This is a genomic window from Flavobacterium micromati (assembly GCF_900129585.1).
In the GTDB taxonomy this organism is placed as follows: Bacteria; Bacteroidota; Bacteroidia; order Flavobacteriales; family Flavobacteriaceae; genus Flavobacterium; species Flavobacterium micromati.
In genome coordinates, this window is the sequence record NZ_FQWF01000010.1 from 26,092 (window position 1) to 44,093 (window position 18,002).

At 33.6% G+C, this 18,002-nt stretch carries 9 protein-coding genes; all 9 read right to left on the reverse strand.

Annotated features, from left to right (window positions below; genetic code table 11):
* Positions 1-221 precede the first annotated feature (221 nt).
* The 9 genes from BUB42_RS11385 to BUB42_RS11425 all read right to left on the reverse strand — a co-directional run bounded on the left by BUB42_RS11385 (position 222) and on the right by BUB42_RS11425 (position 17,799).
* On the reverse strand, positions 222-3,263 hold the full coding sequence (locus BUB42_RS11385) for an AAA family ATPase (protein ID WP_073020423.1): 3,042 nt from the start codon (positions 3,261-3,263) through the stop codon (positions 222-224).
* An 11-nt stretch (positions 3,264-3,274) separates the two neighbouring features.
* Positions 3,275-4,498 carry a metallophosphoesterase family protein gene (locus BUB42_RS11390; RefSeq protein WP_073020425.1) on the reverse strand — a complete coding sequence of 408 codons (1,224 nt, stop codon included), beginning with the start codon at positions 4,496-4,498 and terminating at the stop codon, positions 3,275-3,277.
* A 411-nt stretch (positions 4,499-4,909) separates the two neighbouring features.
* Positions 4,910-6,832: an amino acid permease gene (locus BUB42_RS11395; RefSeq protein WP_073020427.1), complete on the reverse strand. Its 1,923-nt coding sequence runs from the start codon at positions 6,830-6,832 to the stop codon at positions 4,910-4,912.
* A 219-nt stretch (positions 6,833-7,051) separates the two neighbouring features.
* On the reverse strand, positions 7,052-8,890 hold the full coding sequence (locus tag BUB42_RS11400; protein WP_073020428.1) for an outer membrane protein assembly factor BamB family protein: 1,839 nt from the start codon (positions 8,888-8,890) through the stop codon (positions 7,052-7,054).
* 14 nt (positions 8,891-8,904) lie between these two features.
* Entirely contained in the window at positions 8,905-9,726 is an 822-nt protein-coding gene (locus tag BUB42_RS11405; RefSeq protein WP_073020430.1) for an alpha/beta hydrolase, read from the reverse strand.
* A gap of 143 nt (positions 9,727-9,869) precedes the next feature.
* A complete protein-coding gene (locus BUB42_RS11410; protein WP_073020432.1) occupies positions 9,870-12,785 on the reverse strand; it encodes an FAD-binding and (Fe-S)-binding domain-containing protein in 2,916 nt (971 codons plus the stop codon).
* Between the two features lie 152 nt (positions 12,786-12,937).
* Positions 12,938-14,977, reverse strand: coding sequence for a beta-N-acetylhexosaminidase (locus BUB42_RS11415; protein WP_073020434.1), 2,040 nt, complete (start codon positions 14,975-14,977; stop codon positions 12,938-12,940).
* Positions 14,978-14,992: 15 nt separating this feature from the next.
* Positions 14,993-16,918 carry a glucosamine-6-phosphate deaminase gene (nagB, locus tag BUB42_RS11420; protein ID WP_073020436.1) on the reverse strand — a complete coding sequence of 642 codons (1,926 nt, stop codon included), beginning with the start codon at positions 16,916-16,918 and terminating at the stop codon, positions 14,993-14,995.
* A gap of 131 nt (positions 16,919-17,049) precedes the next feature.
* The gene (locus tag BUB42_RS11425) at positions 17,050-17,799 is read right to left on the reverse strand and encodes a DeoR/GlpR family DNA-binding transcription regulator (RefSeq protein ID WP_073020438.1); all 750 of its coding nucleotides are present in this window, start codon (positions 17,797-17,799) and stop codon (positions 17,050-17,052) included.
* Positions 17,800-18,002 lie beyond the last annotated feature (203 nt).

Here is an 18,002-nt window from a genome sequence, read left to right on the forward strand (position 1 = left end):
TGTTTTATATAAAATTTCTTGAATAACCTCTTTATTTTAAAAGACAGGCCAGAATTTTCTATCTTAAAATTAAAATAAAATTGCTATTATTTTGCAAAGATAGATTTTAAAAATAGTGTTTATGTTATACTATTAAAACGGTTACTTATATAAATCACGCATCTAATGAGTTATTATCCATAACTGCAAAACCGTACTAACTTTATACTAAAGTGAAAATTTTAATTCCAGTTTGTAATTACCTTGCTTCCTTTTCCGTCCTCGTTGACAATGGTAATAGAACGCGGAATCCGCTCTTGTAATTCAGCTACGTGCGAAATAATACCTACAATTCTATTTTCTTTTCGTAAGGATTGAAGTGTTTCAAAAACAATCGAAATACTTTCAGCATCTTGGGTTCCAAAACCTTCATCGATAAAAAAGAAGTTTTTATCATTTTTATTTAGGGATTGAACGCTTTCCGCCAATGCTAAAGCTAAACACAAAGAAGCCTGAAATCCTTGACCACCCGAAAGTGTTTTAACGCTGCGCGATGCACCATTATTAAGATAATCGATAACCTCAAATTCATTAGAGCTATTAATTGTCAAGCTCAATTGATTTTTAGTCATTCGATGAAAACGTACGTTGGCAACATCAGATAAATTTTGTAAGTAAATACTAGAAACATAGTTGACAAAACCGCTTGCGTTAAACATATTTGCTAGAATTCCTAGGTTAATAAATCGATTATTTAGCACTTCGAACTGCTGTAACAATTCAGCTTTTTCAGCAAAAGCAGCTGTTATGCGTTTCAAGTTATCTTGAACTTTAGAGACTATTCCTAACTGCACTTCAAATTTTTCCTTTCTAACAGCGACAGTATTAATGAAGTCTTCAAATTCTCGACTTGTAAAAATTTGGTTCAAAACTAATTCTTCCGCTTGCGCAAAAGCGTTTTCGGCTACTTTCAAATCAATTGCAAATTGTCTTGTTCTATTTTTTTCGAAAGCGATATCCCAAGTTTTTTCCAGGATGTTGTTAACGATTTCAACAGAATCAAAGTGATGTGTTTGCAAAAGAATAGCTATTGTTTTCTGGATTTCCTGTACCGCTTTTTGATAGGAGATAAGTTGCTGCTGTATTAAATTCAAAGTCCCCTCTAAACCTGCCAATTCAATATTTTGCAAAGTAATTGCATCCGATTTTAATTTAAATTCGGTTGCAATACGGTTATTTTGCTGGTTCAACTTATTTTTTTCCTCTTGAATATTTATTATTGCAGATTTCTCATAATCACCAAAATCTACAACTTTTAATTGAGATAATTCATTGGTCAACGTTGCTGTTTTTGCAGCTTTCTCGCTTGATAGAATTGCATTTTCTGCCGACAGAGTTTTCAATTCGTTAGCTGTTTTCTGCTGCTGAACTCGAATACTATTTTCTTTTACTTCCGTTTCAGATATCTTGTTTTCAATGAGTTGTTGCTGTTGTTTTGTATCTAAAAAAACCGATTTATCAACAGCGTTAAAATTCTTCCAAATAAAATTCGATAAATGAAGTGTAAACTCACTTTCTAGCGCTGCTTTTTCAGCCAACGTAATTTGTAATTGCTCGACCGCATGCGCAATGGCTAAATCTATTTTATTAGCTTTTGATTCCAGTAAGACGAACTCTTTTTCTTGGTTTACCAATCGTAAAATGGTTGCTTCATTATTTTTTAGTTCTTCTGAAACATCTTCAGCCACCATCACATTAGGATGTTCGAGCGATCCACAAAGCGGACAGTTTTCACCTTCATGTAAACTATTAGTAAAATGAGCCAATTCCTTGGATACCAATAGTTTGGTTTTATTTGAAAAAGCAATTGTTTTATCATTGTGAACCACTTCTTTTTTTTCATCTAAGAGCTTTTTCCAATTTTCGAGAGGTAAAGCCAAATCTAAAAATGCAACCTTTTGAGTCACGACATATTCTTCGATTATTTTAATTCTATCTACTTTCGTAGCCAGTTGTGATTGTTTTGATTCTTGTAAATTATACCAGTTACCAACTTCTAACAATATATTTCCATCCAATTTTTTTGATTTCAAACTGAGTAAATCCGCATGAATTATTGTCAAATTTTGTTTAAGCTCGTTTTCTTTTTTTTCACTTTCCAATGAAAAAACGGTAGCATTAGCAATCTTTTTTTCAATTGCTGCCAAGTCTATCTGCAATCCTAAAACTTTTTCAATCGATTCTAAATCAGTTACTCTTTTTTTAGAAACTTCTAATTGATCAAATTGTGGTTGCAATCCATCAATTACAATTTGATTGTTTTTTCTGTTTTGTTCTAAAGCAGTTTTATTATTATCAACATTTAGTAATTGTTCTTTTGTTTTATCCAAAACAGTTTTGCCCAACTTTAGTTCCTGTAAAATAGCTTTGAAGTTTTTCTCGGTGATTTCATAAGTAATAATCTCATGTTGTAAAGTATCTATATCTGGCTTTTGTACCATTAATTCAGCAAGAATTACTTTCTTTTTCTCTAAATCCTCAAAGTTCTTTTTTAGCGTAGTTAATTTTTGAAGTTCGGCTTCAGCCAAAATTAAAACGGCTTTATCTTTTTGTAACTCGCTTTCCGCAGTAGAAACTTCATTTTCTAAAACTGAGATTGTTTCAGCAGAAATTGCTTCGAAACCGGTTAAGGCACCTTTTAATAGATCTAGCTCCGTTCTTGTAACACTTTGCGCATTTGCAACTTTGTAAGCCAAATCAAAACGTTGAAGATAAAAAATCTCTTTCATCATATCGGACCGCTCTTTGCCTTTTAAACTCAAAAACTCACTAAATTTTCCTTGCGGAATTATAATGGTGCGTCTAAAGTTTTCATAGGTCAATCCAATAATTAATGTTGCATCAGCAGAAGTCATAGGAATCCACGTTTCCTCTTTCCATTCATAAGCCAATCGCTCGATGGAAGTCGTTTCCTCAAAACGCTTTTTGCGCTTCCAATCGGCTACAAATTTGAATTTACGTTCTTCAAAATTCACGAAATCAAATTCAATATTAGCTCTATCCGATTTTAAATTTAGCATGTTGTACGCACGCCTGTCAGTTTTATGCAACCGATCTGTTTCACCATAGAGCACAAACCCGATAGCTTCTAAAATAGAGGATTTACCAGAACCCACAGCGCCAAAAATTCCGAATAAACCAGCATCAGTCAATTCTTCAAAATCAATTGTTTGCTTTTTCTGATAGGAATACAAACCAGTAATACTTAATTTTAGTGGTAACATGACGTTTTAGATTATTCGTTTTTAGCTTGACTTCCTATAATTTCATTAAATAAATCCTTTAATTCTTCATTGGGTTGCTGTTTGTATTTAGACTGAAAGTAATCAGCAAACAATCCTTGGATATTTTGATCTAAATTTACTTTTGGCATTTTTAGCTCTTGGTTGGTTTCATTTCGAATTATTGGTATTATAAAAATAATTCCGTCATGACTTTCGTGTATTCGTTTTAAATGCTGATTTGCAAAAAAAGTATCGCTAACCAACGTCAGTTCAACTAAACAATACGGATTTGCCAATAACCATTCAATAGCCAAATCGATAGTATCAAATCGTTTTCTGTGTAAAGGGCGACCTGATACAATTGAAATTGGAGTATATTTCACCTCTTCGATGGGTTGAGCTTCAATTAGTACAACTTTTTTTTGCTGATCCGCTTCAGAAAAACTATATGATATGGGACTGCTGGAATAAACCACAGGACTGCAATGTCCTCCTACGTTTTGATACCGGTGTAAATGTCCGAGCGCAGTATATTGAATTTGCTGCGGAATACAATCTGTGTAAATAATATCTGCGTTTCCTATTCGCAAAGGTTTTTCACCATCAGGTTCTTCAAGGATTTCGCCGCCACGCTTGAGCATGTACAAATGAGTTGTCAAAATATTTACGCCTTTTGTATCGCAATATTTATCAGCTAGTTTAGCCCAAGAAGTTTGTAGCAATTGGTTTAACTGCTGTTCTTTATTATCCGCACCTAAATAAGTTTTTAGACGCATTTCATTTGCGTAAGGCGTAGTTATAATTCGGATTGGAAAAATATATTGAGGTAATTTAATTTCTAAAAAACCATTTTCTGATTGCGTGATTTCAAATCCTTCGTCAATCGTCATTTTCGGAATTGTAACATCGGGATTACCCACAAATAGAATTCCGCATTCCCGTGCAAGCGGATTTGGCGCATCAATTCTGTCTGGACTATCGTGATTACCCGCAATTGCAATTACAGGTCGTTTTCCATTATTAGTCAATTTTTTAAGCGTTTTATAAAGTAAATCAACAGCCTCAACTGGCGGATTAAAAGTGTCGAATAAATCACCAGCAACTATAATTAGGTCTGCATTTTGATCGTTGGCGATGTTACATATTTCATCCATTACCATCCTCTGTTCTTCTAAACGAGAGAAATGATCTAATTTTTTTCCTAAATGCCAATCGGCTGTATGTAAAATTCTCATGCTTTACTGCTATTAAATTTAACTCTCAAAAATAGTGGTTCTTAAAGGTATTTTGCAACAGCAATATGACAATAAAAATCAATAAAAAGCAGTTTTTATAAAATTAGATTTTGCTGATTTTTTAAGTTTTGAACGGTTTTTGAAACTTTTTAAGTTGCTGTAAGATCTTTAATTGTTTAAAGAATTACACAAAACGATATGAAAAGGGATACGTTATATATTTGTTATTGAGCTTAGTTCTTTACACTTGAGTTGCTCGATAACATTGGGACGCTTCCAGCGTGACAAATAAGTACTGACAGGTGGCAAAATCAATTTCAGTTTCAATGAAAATAGCTTTGCCATTAATTCTAATTTAAATAAAAAAACCGTCTAGTTTTAACAAAGACGGTTTTGAAGATTTTGAAAAAATTAAATATTCAATTTGCTATGCTTTCGACCAAAACTGAAATAGACTGCTAAACCTATCAGCAACCAAATTCCAAAATAAATCCAGTTCCAAACGCTAAGTTGAGCCATCAAGTACAAACAACTAATTAGACCCAATATCGGGATCAATGATAAGTTGGATTTGAAAGACCAAACAACTAAACCAACTAAGACAAAAAGAAAAATCCACATTGGAATTTTGTGTTTAAATAAGCTAAATCCGCTTTCATATTTTACTGAATCGGCAATTGGTAAACCTGCAATTACATTTGCATATTTTGTATCATCGCTATGGTATTGACCTAATAAAAGTTCTAAATCGGGAGTTTTATCTGTGCTGTTTTTAGGATCTATTCTAACTAAATAAGCATATACTTTTTGGGTTTCTTCTTTATTTAATGAAGTAATAATTGCCTCTGAACTATTAATTTGAGTTTCATTATTAATAAAATCCATAGTCGCTTTTTTGTTGTAACCAAAAGCGAATACCAATCCAATAATGATTAAAACAGGTAAAATAAATTTAGAATTTACGTACGGTGTTTTAAATTTTCCACGCGGAATATCTGTGCGGTTTTGAAGCACTAAAACTCCAGCACAAACTAGAACAAAGGCAAAGAGCGTCCCAATACTGGTTAAGTCTGTCACCAATGTTAAGTTTAAAAACAGAGCTGGAACCGCGACAACAAAGCCAGTAACTATAGTAGCGTAAGAAGGTGTTTTAAATTTAGGATGTATTTTAGAAAAACGTTTTGGCAATAAGCCATCTCGGCTCATACTCATCCAGATACGCGGTTGACCCATTTGGAAAACCAATAAAACACTTGCCATAGCTACAACTGCACTCACCGCAATTATACCCGACATCCATTTTAGGTCTAACTTTTCAAAAACAAAAGCTAGAGGATCTCCCACATTTAATAAACTATAATTTACCATTCCAGTTAATACTAACGCAATAGCGATGTATAAAATAGTACAAATGATAATTGCCCACATCATTCCTCGAGGTAAATCACGCTGTGGATCTTTACATTCTTCGGCAGTTGTTGAAATAGCATCAAAACCTATGTAGGCAAAAAACACAGCAGAAACTCCTTTTAGAACTCCAGTAACTCCGTTTGGTGCAAAAGGATCCCAGTTGGCAGTATCTACATAAAATACACCAACAGCGATTACTAAAAGTACAATACACACTTTTACCACCACCATGATATTACTTGCGTTACGCGATTCTTTCATTCCGCGATAAATCAACGCAGTAATCAAAACGATAATTAATAAAGCAGGAAGATCAGCAACAAAATGAAATGAGCCAATAGCAGGCGAAGTTGACCAAGCTGTAAAAGCATCTTGTAAAGCCGGACTTAATTTAGAGAATTCTTTTCCACTTTGCATTAATGCTGTTGCTTCATCAAAACCTCTTGAAGCAGATAAAAAATCCATTTGAACCCACTGTGGTAAGTTTAGGCCGCCACTTTCGAGTAATCCAGTAAAGTAATCGCTCCAAGAAATCGCGACGGTAATATTACCCACAGAATATTCCATAATCAATGCCCAACCAATAATCCAGGCTATAATTTCTCCAAAAGCAACATAAGAATAGGTGTAAGCGCTCCCAGAAACAGGAACCATCGAAGCAAATTCGGCATAAGCGAAAGCGGCAAAACTACAAGCAATAGCAGTAAATAAAAAAAGAAAAATAACGGCTGGACCACCGTCTGCGCTTGCTTTTCCAATGGTACTAAAAATACCAGCACCTATGATTGCTGCGATTCCAAAAGCAGTTAAATCTCTTGCAGTTAAATGTTTACCTAGTGAATTGTGTCCGTCAGCATTATTTTTTTCAACTTGTTTTAAAATATCTTGTACCGTTTTTTTTCTAAATAAACCAATTAAACCCATATTATAAATTTTATCTTTTTAAAATTAATTTCTTACAAACAACAAGAACTTATTTTGTGAAAATAGAAATGTTATTCAAGAAAAACCAAATATATAAAACAAATTGAGTTCTGAAAGAAACGAGTGCGCATTTTTTTTAACGTTTTTTTAAATCAAATTAAACGATGTAGACTGTTATTAAAGTAAAACAAAATCAGAATCAAATTATTTTTTACAAATTTATTCTAATCGATAAATCCCCCCTTCAATGAGCGAAGTCCAAACAGTTCCATTATCGTCAGTCGTAAATCCATTTACACTTGAAGTGCCCAAATTCAATGTTTTTATAACTTCAAATTTATTAGCATCAACAATTACAACTTCACCTTTGCGGCTTCCTAGATAAATTTTACCATTATTCTCTAGAATTGCTGCCGGATTGTGTTCGTATCCTATTTTTAAATCCAGAATTCTACTTTCTTTTACTAAATTTTCTTCTGTTAATTCAAGATCATCACTTAAAGGCAATCTCAACAATTCGCCGTCCATTGTTTTAGCATAAAAGAATTTTCCATCTTGACTTTTCCCCATCGATTCACGAACTTTCCATTTGGAGGTTCTCAACAAGGTTTTTCCTGTATTTATGTCCAAAATTGTCAAAAATCGTTGCGGAGTTACAAAATAGAGTCGGTTATTTGACGAAACTCCGCCTACATTTCCAGCAGAATATAATTCTTGTTTTTCATTTCCATTGTTCCATTTCCACAGAAGTCCGCCCGTATTTTTATCTAAACAATAAATAAAAGTATCCCAAGCTCCAAAAATAATAGAGTTTTGATGAATCAATGGTATTCCCTGTGAATAAGATTGTGGCAATTTATTCTCCCAAATTACTTTTCCGTTGTTAACATCAAGACAAATAAATTTTCTGGAACTAGCTACATATAATTTTTCGTTTTCAACAATTGGAGATCCAACTAGAATGCCTTCAACTGCTCTTATCCATTTTTGTTTTGACGATTGTTTATCAAATGCCATAATATTTCCCTCAATGTCCCCAACAATAAGATTGTTTTTTACAATTATTGGTTGGAAATAAATCGAATTTCTTGTTTCAATTTGCCAATTAACTTTCTTATTTTTCAAATTAACGGACTGAATTGTTCCTAGTGAATTCGCAAAATAAATATTTCTTTTATCGAAAGATGGAACACTATAAATAGATGCGATATCGTTGGCAAAAGCCTTTATTTGATTTAGTTCAGACTCTTTTTCAATTACAATAGTAGAGGGTTTAGTAGAAACGGAATGAGTAAAAACAGCTTTCTCATCTATTTTTTTGTGATAAACACTAATACTATCATTGTTGATTACTACTTCATTATAACTCCTGGTTTTGCCGTCTCGTGAAATTATTGATATTCCCATTAGACCGCTCAAACCTGAGAAATTATATTTTTTCAAAGTATGTCCATGTCCGCAAAAATTAGCAACAACAGGATATTTTTTTAGAACAGAAAGAACTTCTTTATAGTTGCTTAGACTGTTATCCAATGGATAGTGAGAAAAACTTAGAACTTTTTTATTACTATTTTCTAGACTTTCTTCAATGGTTTTGTCAAGCAAAAGAATATCTTCTTTTTTTACGAAACCATCACCCATTTTCATGTAAGGGCCGCAAGGAAAACCTACAAAAAGATAATCTCCTTTTGAAAAAACAAATCGGTCTTCGCCCCATAATTTTTTGTAAGTCAAGCCCGCACTTTCGCTCCATGTGGTCTCATGATTCCCAGATATAACGTAATATGGAATCTTTAAATCAGTAAGTATCGTGTGAACTCGATTGAGCTCATCATCATCACCGCGATTAGTTAAGTCTCCAGTTATTACAACAAATTCGTTTTTAGAATCGTTAATTTCTTTGATTATTTTTTGAAGTAGAAAATCATTATCGTTACCAACAGACACATGTAAATCAGTGAGATGGACGAAGTTTATATCAGGAATTTGCTTTAATTGTTGTCCAAAACAAGTTGCGATTGCAAAGACAAATAAGATTTTAGAATATAAAAATTTCATAATTACTTATTGATTTAATTTGTAACACTATTAAAAAAATTACTGAAAAACAAGAATTGAAATTTTAGGGAGTTGTCCCAGTATTCGTCATTGTGTGCTCCCGGACGTTCAATATAATCATGATTTATTTTAAGAGTCAACATCTTTTGATGTAAATTTCTATTTACTTCAATAAAAAAATCGTCTACACCGCAGTCTATGATAAGTTTTAGTTTATTACTTTTTAATAAATTGATCATATTAATCACTGTGTTTTTTTCCCAATTTTCAGCAAAATCAGTTATGGAACCCAGTCGTTTTTTCAAATCCCACTTTTCTGAAAATGGTCGAATGTCCACTCCTCCACTCATACTTCCTGCCGCACCAAATACGTCCTGATGTTTAAATGATAAATACAACGCTCCATGTCCACCCATACTGAGACCTGTGATTGCTCTACCATTAGGACTTGCATTGGTTTTATATGATTGATCAACAAAAGGAATCAACTCCCGAATTATGTACGTTTCATATTTAAAAGCAGGATCAATAGGACTATCGAAGTACCAACTAGAATAATTCCCATCTACACCAATGGCAATAAAATTGTATTTGTCAACTTGCGTCATTACGTCTGCAAAATTCTTTACCCATGTAGCATAATCTCCACCATATCCATGTAATAAATAAATTACCGGAAAATTTCTATTAGCTTTTTCGTAATTATCGGGAGTGATTACGCACGAGTTAATCTCTTTTTTCATTGCAGTGCTGTAAACTTGAATCGTGTCAATCTTTGCCGCATTGGCACATAACAATACAGATAAAAGTACAGTTGTAAAAATTGTTTTTTTCATGTTTTGGTCTTGATTACTATTTATCTCTTCTAAATATAGTTCGAGCAAATTAAAATTCTGTACTATTTAATTTTAGATCAGCTAAGTTTAATACTATTCTATAAGCATTTGATATTTAGAAGAGAAATCAATCTTAGATCAATTCATTTTAAACATCCTCGCAAAATTGTAACTGGATGTAAAGCTTTTCTACTTGTTCCATCAAAAATTTGGTGACGACAACTTGTTCCCGCCGCTGCAATTTCTGTCGTTGCTGCTGTTGATCTAATTTTTGGAAACAAAGTATCCTCGCCCATTTGCATACTGATTTCATAATGTTCTTTCTCGTATCCAAAAGATCCAGCCATGCCACAACATCCTGAATTATAAATGGTAACCGAACTATTTTTTGGTACATTCAACATTGCAAAAGTAGCTTCAACAGAACTCAACGATTTTTGATGGCAATGTCCGTGAATTTTGATCGTTTTAATTTCATCTGAAAAATGATCGGCATTTATTTTACCAGCTGTAATCTCATTTTTGAAAAACTCTTCAACAGTAAAAACATTTTTTGCAAGTTCTATTGCCGCATTTTTATTATCTGCTAAACGCAAGTATTCATCTCGAAAAGTCAAAATTGCCGATGGTTCCAGCCCAATTAGTGGAAAATCATCTGCAATATAACCTGAAAAAATAGCAACATTAGTATTGGTAATAGCTTTGGCTTGGTCTAGAAAACCTTTGGAAATAAACGCTCTGCCACTCTCTTCATGATCTACTATTATTACTTCGTAACCTAACTTTGTCAATAATTCGTATGCGTCAATTCCAACAGATACATCGTAGTAATTTGTAAATTCGTCAACAAACAAACATACTTTTCCGTTTATAAATGAATCACTTGATGCTTGATTCCAATTTTTCTCATACCAATTTCTAAAAGTTTTTGGAGCTAGAAGTGGCACTTTTCGCTGCGGTGCAACTCCCATACTCTTTTTGACAAAAGGTAAATTAGCGATAAAATTTGTCAATTTTGGGGTAATACTTCCTAGACCATTTAGTTTAGCGTTGTAAGCAAAAACTTTATTTCTCACTAAAAAACCATTTGCTTTTTGGTATTGATATAAAAACTCCGATTTTAATGCTGCAACATCAACGTTACTTGGACATTCGCTCGCACAAGCTTTGCAACTTATGCACAATTCAAACACTTTATACAATTCTTCGTGATCGAATTTATTGTCTTTTTCAGAATGCGTTAAATATTCTCTTAGCGCATTTGCTCTTGCTCGGGTTGTATCTTTTTCATTTCGTGTTGCACGATAACTAGGACACATACTTCCACCTGCAGAAGGCAGTTTTCTACAATCTCCAGAACCGTTACATTTTTCTGCCAGACGCAAAATCCCCAAGCTGTCTGAGAAATCCTGAATGGTTTGAATTTCAGGCTCCACCCTGCCGGCTTCTACTCTTAGATTTTCATCCATTTTAGAAGCATTTACAATTTTACCAACATTCAAAATGGTGTGTGGATCAAATGCTTTTTTTATTCTTTTTAATAATTCATAATTTTTATCGCCAATCATAAATGGCAAAAACTCGCCGCGAACAATTCCGTCTCCATGTTCACCACTTAATGAACCTCTGTATTTTTTTACTAGAATAGCGACTTCGGATGCAATGTTTCTAAACTGATGTAAGCCTTCTTTTGTTTTTAAATTCAAAACTGGACGTAGGTGAATTTCTCCCGCGCCAGCATGTGCATAGTAAATCGCACTTTGTCCGTGACGCTCCATCATTGCTGAAAATTCAGCAATATAATTGGGTAAATCACTTAATTCCACAGCCGTGTCTTCAATAGAATCAGCTGCCTTGTCATCACCTACGATACTTCCTAGCAGTCCTAATCCTGCTTTTCTTAACTCGTTTATTTTGTCAATATCAGTCCCAAAAATCTTTGGTAAAGCATAACCGAAATTATTTTTTTCCAAGTCAGCAATTAATGCATCAGCTTGTTTTTCGGCATCTTCCAGACTGATATACGAAGCCACTTCTAGCATAATAACAGCTTTGGGTTCGCCTTGAATAAAAAATCTGTTTTTGGCTTGCTCTCTATTGGATTTTGTGCAGTTGAGTATCGTATCGTCCATCATTTCACAAGTGTACAAATGATGTTTCATAGCTGTAACAACCGCTTCTAAACTTTCCTGTATTGTGTGAAAATGCGCCACCACCATTACATTATTCGTAGGTGGCAAATCATCTACTTTCAATGTGATTTCAGTAGTAAAAGCAAGAGTTCCCTCGCTTCCGCAAAGCAGTTTTCCTAAATTTATTGTACTTTCAGTTCCTCCAAAAAGTTCAGAATTAAGCAAGATATCAACGGCATAACCGGTGTTTCTTCTATGAATTTCAGGTTTTGGAAATTCTTTTATGATTTCAATTTGATTTTCTACAACAGATAGCTCTTGATAAATTGCTTTATAAATTGCACTTTCAAGCGTGTCACCTTTTGCTTTCTCTGAAAATTCAGCTGAGCTTAATTCTTTGAAAACAACAGCGGTTCCATCACTCAAAATAGCTTTTATTTCTACTATTTTATCTCGAGTGACTCCGTATCGTATTGATGTGGTTCCTGATGAATTATTGCCCACCATGCCTCCCATCATACAACGATTAGAAGTTGAAGTGTTAGGACCAAAAAATAATCCGTATGGTTTTAAATATAAGTTCAGCTCGTCCCGAATCACGCCGGGCTGGACAGTTACCGTTTTATTAATTTGATCAAATGCTATGATTTTTGTAAAATGTTTAGAAACATCTACAATTATTCCGTTTCCAACCGTCTGTCCGGCAAGAGATGTTCCAGCGGTTCTTGGCGTGATTGAAATTTTGTTCTGTGAAGCAAACTGAATTATTTTCGCTATGTCTTCTTCCGATTTTGGAATTGCAACCGCTACAGGTGCTATCCGATAAGCAGAAGCATCAGTGGAATATAAAATCTTGTTTAATTCATCATATAAAAGTGTTCCTTCTAATGATTCTGCTAAGTGCGATAATTTATGTGAAATTGACATTTACAGGTAACATTTATGTTGTTTTTCGAGAAAAACTGATGACTACTATGTTGTTTTACAGAAGCCTTAAAAATAAGACATTGAAATGATTTTTAAAAAGTATTTTTGACAAAACAATTCTATCAAGAGACAATCAAAATAATACTAAAAATTTAAAAGCTGCTTTCTAATAATTTTTTAATGTCATTCAAAACTGCTAATTCTACATCGGCATCGCTTCTAACATTTGCTTGTTCCAATAAAGCGTTTATATTATCCCTATCTAACGTTTGTTTTTTATCGATTATTAGTAAAATTTGTGCTGAACAATCACTTAAACTTTTTGACAAAGGTAAAAATTGGTGAACTAAAGGCGCATTAACACTTAAAGCAATCAAATCCGTATTCATTACTATCCATTTTTTCAGAAAATTGGTTACAATCATTTGATTTTCTGGATTTTTATTCTCTAAATAATTGGATGTCGCAAGTTTAAAATCAAAAGCATCTGAAGCGTCTGAAGTGCAAGCATCAGCAAATAAAGTGAGTGGTGAATGCATTCTATATTTTTTTCCTCCACCGTTGCGTTTGTAATTTTTAAGCGGTTCACAAACATTTGAAAAATCATTTATTGCGTTTGTATTTTGATTGTTACTAATGTTTCTCAAAATTACTTCTTTATTCCTGATATGCATAATACCGAGTTCTTCTAATCTAAAAGAAATTGTTTTTAGTCTCTTCCGCAAACTATTCATATCTCTGATGCTCTCATTAGACCATAATCGCTCAGCAATTGCTGCCGTTCTTGGCCAGATGCGTGAGTCAATTGTCAAAGGCGTTACAAGTTCGCTCCACATTGCGGCTTCGCCTCCTAATATTCTCGCCTTTTCTTCCAGACTTAGACTAGCATTTTTAGACAGTGGATCGTTCAAATAATGAGTTTCAATATTAAGCATCAGATCGATGTAAAAACCATTTGACAAAACAGAATTATAACCTTTTTTTGCGGCTTGAATCAATGATTCTCCAGGTTTAACTCCTTCATTTGTACCGCGCCAAGCATGAATAATAGCATCTTTAGACATGTTTTCAGTCATTATTTCTTCCCAACCCATCAATTTTTTATTGTGAATTTTTAACATCGGAATCAATTTCATATTGAAATAAGTTTGCAAATCATGTTTGTCTGCCAACTTATTCTTTTTCATAAACTGCTGAATTTTTGGATTTGCAGCCCATTCTTTTCCATTATTCTCGTCACCACCAATATGAAAATAATTAGATGGGAATAACGGACAAACTTCATCAAAAATAGCAGCTAAAATGATATATGTTTTGGGATTTGTAGGATCTAATGCCGAATTATATATTCCTGAATTAGTTTGAACCACATAACTCCCTATTCCGTTATCGACTTTACTTCCTATTTCAGGATAAGCGGCTAATATTGCCGAAGCATGTCCGGGAACATCAATTTCTGGAATTACTTGAATTCCTCTGTCGCTTGCATATTTTACAACATCTTTGATTTGTTCTTGTGAATAAAAATTCCCATTGGAACCCAAATCAGTTAGTTTAGGGAGTTTTTTCACTTCAATTCTCCAACCTTGATCATCGGCTAAATGCCAATGAAAAACATTCATTTTCATTGATGCCATTGCGTCTAGATTTCTTTTGATAACATCAACAGGCTGAAAATGTCTAGCGGCATCAATCATTAGCCCTCTCCAAGTAAATCGTGGAGAATCGATAATCTTGATATTTGGAAAATAATAGGAAGTACTATTGTTTTGCAGTAATTGCAATAAAGTTTGCAGTCCATGCAATGCCCCTAAATCATTAGCAGCGTTAATCGTAATTTTGTTGGGAGTTATTGTAAGCTCATAACTTTCATCTTGATTAATTTCTATTTTTCCGCTGCCAGTGCAATTTATTTGCAGTTCTGCATCGGGAATTTCGCTTACTTTAGTTATAAAATTTTGTTCCAGAAACAATCCCGTTCTATTGTCTAACCTTCTGATAAAATTTGTAGCTCCTATAAATATTCTCGCATTTGGATTCCCAGTAATGTTGACTTTAAATTTTTTGCTTAAAGCAAAAGTACCTTCCGTTACATTTATATTTTGAGGCCATGGCATCAAGTCTAATTGCTCTTTTTGCGTTTGAGCATTGGCAATCCAAACTGAAAATAATAGAACTACAATGTGTTTCATTTTTTATTATTTAGATCAATAATCAAAACGTTTAAAAGCCTCCATTGCTTCATATTGAGCAAGACCTAAATCATCATATAGCTTTGCAGTATTCTTGTTTCTATCCTCTGCCCGCACCCAAAATTCTCTTGAATCATTTCCTTGAAACATCACTCTGTCTTTTTGAGATTGGTGGTATAAAATGGCATGTCTTTTAATCATAACTTCGTCAGGACTTAATGGAACGGCCATGTCAATTTCATGAATATCCCATTCGTGCCAAGCGCCTCTGTACAGCCAAAGCCAGCAATCATTCATATATGATTCTGATTTTAAATGTTTCATTGCTGCAAATATAGCGTTCAAACAGACTTCGTGCGTACCATGTGGATCAGCTAAATCTCCCGCAGCAAAAACTTGATGCGGTTTTATTTTTGCAATGATTGCTGCAACGATCGCAATATCATCGATTCCTAATGGGTTCTTTTTAATTTGTCCCGTCTCATAAAATGGGAGATCTAAAAAATGTGTGTTTTCATCTTTTAAACCAATATATCGAGTAGCTGCGTAGGACTCTCGTCTTCTAATAAGTCCTTTTAATCTTCGAACTTCTAAAGAATCCACTTCATTCTCCTTTTTATTAGTGAGAGAATCGATAACTGATGAGAAATCAAGTCCGTTATTCTCTTTTCCAATAAAGTCGTTACAAACTTCGGCAAATTTTAGGGCTTCGTCGTCAGTAACAGCAATGTTTCCTGAGGTTTGATAAACCACATGCACATCATGACCTTGTTTTATAAGCTTAGAGAATGTTCCTCCCATCGAAATTACGTCATCATCAGGGTGCGGACTAAAAAGGATAATTCTTTTATGAGCAGGATTAGTGCGTTCTGGTCTTTTAGAATCGTCAGTATTTGGTTTTCCTCCCGGCCAGCCAGTGATGGTATGTTGCAAAACATTGAACATATTAATGTTCAAATCGTAAGCAGAACCCTCTTGCGCAAGTAAGTCGGACATTCCATTGTTATTATAATCTCTATCCGTTAGTTTTAAAATTGCTTGGTTGGTTTCATTACAAAGCCACACAATTGCTTTACTTTTTAATTCTTGTGTCCAAATGCATTGTCCAACAAGCCAAGGGGTTTTAAATCGTGTCAATTCAGAAGCAGCAGATTGATCCAATACAAAAGTCGCATTAGAATGATGCTGTAAAAAAGTAGCGGGAACATCAGATGAAATATCGCCTTGAATGGTTCTTTTGATTATTTCAGATTTGTTTTGTCCCCAAGCCATTAATACATTTCTCTTGGATTTAAGTATTGTGGAGACGCCCATGGTTATGGCTCTTTTTGGAACATTATCTATTCCATTAAAATCAGAAGATGCATCGACTCTTGTAATATGGTCTAAAGTTATGATTCGAGTTCCCGAATTAATATGAGAACCAGGCTCATTAAATCCTACGTGTCCAGTACGACCAATACCCAATAACTGAAAGTCAATTCCACCAGATTTTTTTATTTTTAAATCATAATCTGTGCAATATTGATTGAGTTGCTCTAATGCCACTGTTCCATCTGGAATATTTACATTCTCGGGTTTTATATCGATGTGATTAAATAAATGCTCGTGCATGAAATAATGATAACTCTGACGATTTTCTTTGGTCATAGGATAATATTCATCTAAATTGAAGCTGATAACACTGCTAAAACTTAAACCTTCCTCTTTGTGCATTCTAACTAACTCTTCGTAGACTTTAATAGGAGATGAACCTGTTGCTAAACCAAGAACACAAGATTCGTTATTGGATTGTTTTAGACGAATTAATTGTGCTATTTCTTCAGCGACGACTTTTGAAGCTTCAACTGAGTTTTTAAAAATTACATTGTGGTTTTTCTCGAATCGTGTTTCTTCGAATTTTCCAGGAATATCATAAAGTAAAGAAACAGTGTTTTCCATAATACATTTGAGTTAAATAGTTTAACAAATATATACAAAAAAGAAAAACAATTATTTTATTTTGCGTTATTTATTATAAATAAAATTAAATAACGCTAAATAATGCAAATTTAAGAATATCTAAATTATAGCTAAAGTATAATTATACCTGATTTTCTGTACTCTTCAAGACTTGCATCATCAGGGCTTAAATCAGTAATTATAGTATCTAATCGCGTTAAGTCGCATACCACATGCGGCTTTCTAGTGTTTAACTTGTCAGATGTAAACATTGTAATTACTTTTTCAGCTGATTCGATCATCGCTTTTTTGACAATTGAAACCTCATAACCCATTTCGGTCAGCCCTTGTTTACTATCAATGCTACTAACACCCATAAAACAAATATCCGCTTTAATTTTTGCCAATACTTGCAGCACGTCCATGCCGATAGTAACCATAGCGTTCTTTTGCATTTTACCACCAATAAATATCAAATCGATATTTGGATATCGAGATAATTGCATGGCAATAGGCAAACTATAAGTATAAATTGTAGCCGTTAACGACGGAGGAATCAATTTAGAAAAAACAAGATTAGTAGTACCACCACTCATAATAATTACTTGACCGTCATGCAGTAATGATAGCGCTTTGTTACCAATTACTTTTTTCCGTTCCTCATTAGATATTTCGATATCAAAAACACTTTTATGCTTTTCACTAAGAGGAATTGCTCCGCCATACACTTTTTCTAATAATCCCTTTTCGTGCAACTTATTCAAATCTCTTCTGATTGAATCTTCAGATACACTCAAATCTTGTGCTAAAGTTATGGTACTAACACGTTGCTCATCAGCAAGTTTAGTTATTATGAATTGGTGTCGCTCTGCTTTTAACATATCACATTTTAAATATCTAATGCAAATATATCAAAAAAATCAATTCGAAACTTAATAGTGTTATTCCTAAAAGTCACTATTACAACTAAATGAATCTTTTTTTAGCGTTATGTTGCGTTATTTATTTAATTTTATAAATTAATACGAACAATATTGCAGTCATTATCAAAATTTTAATATATTTGTGTGTAATCAAAAAACTA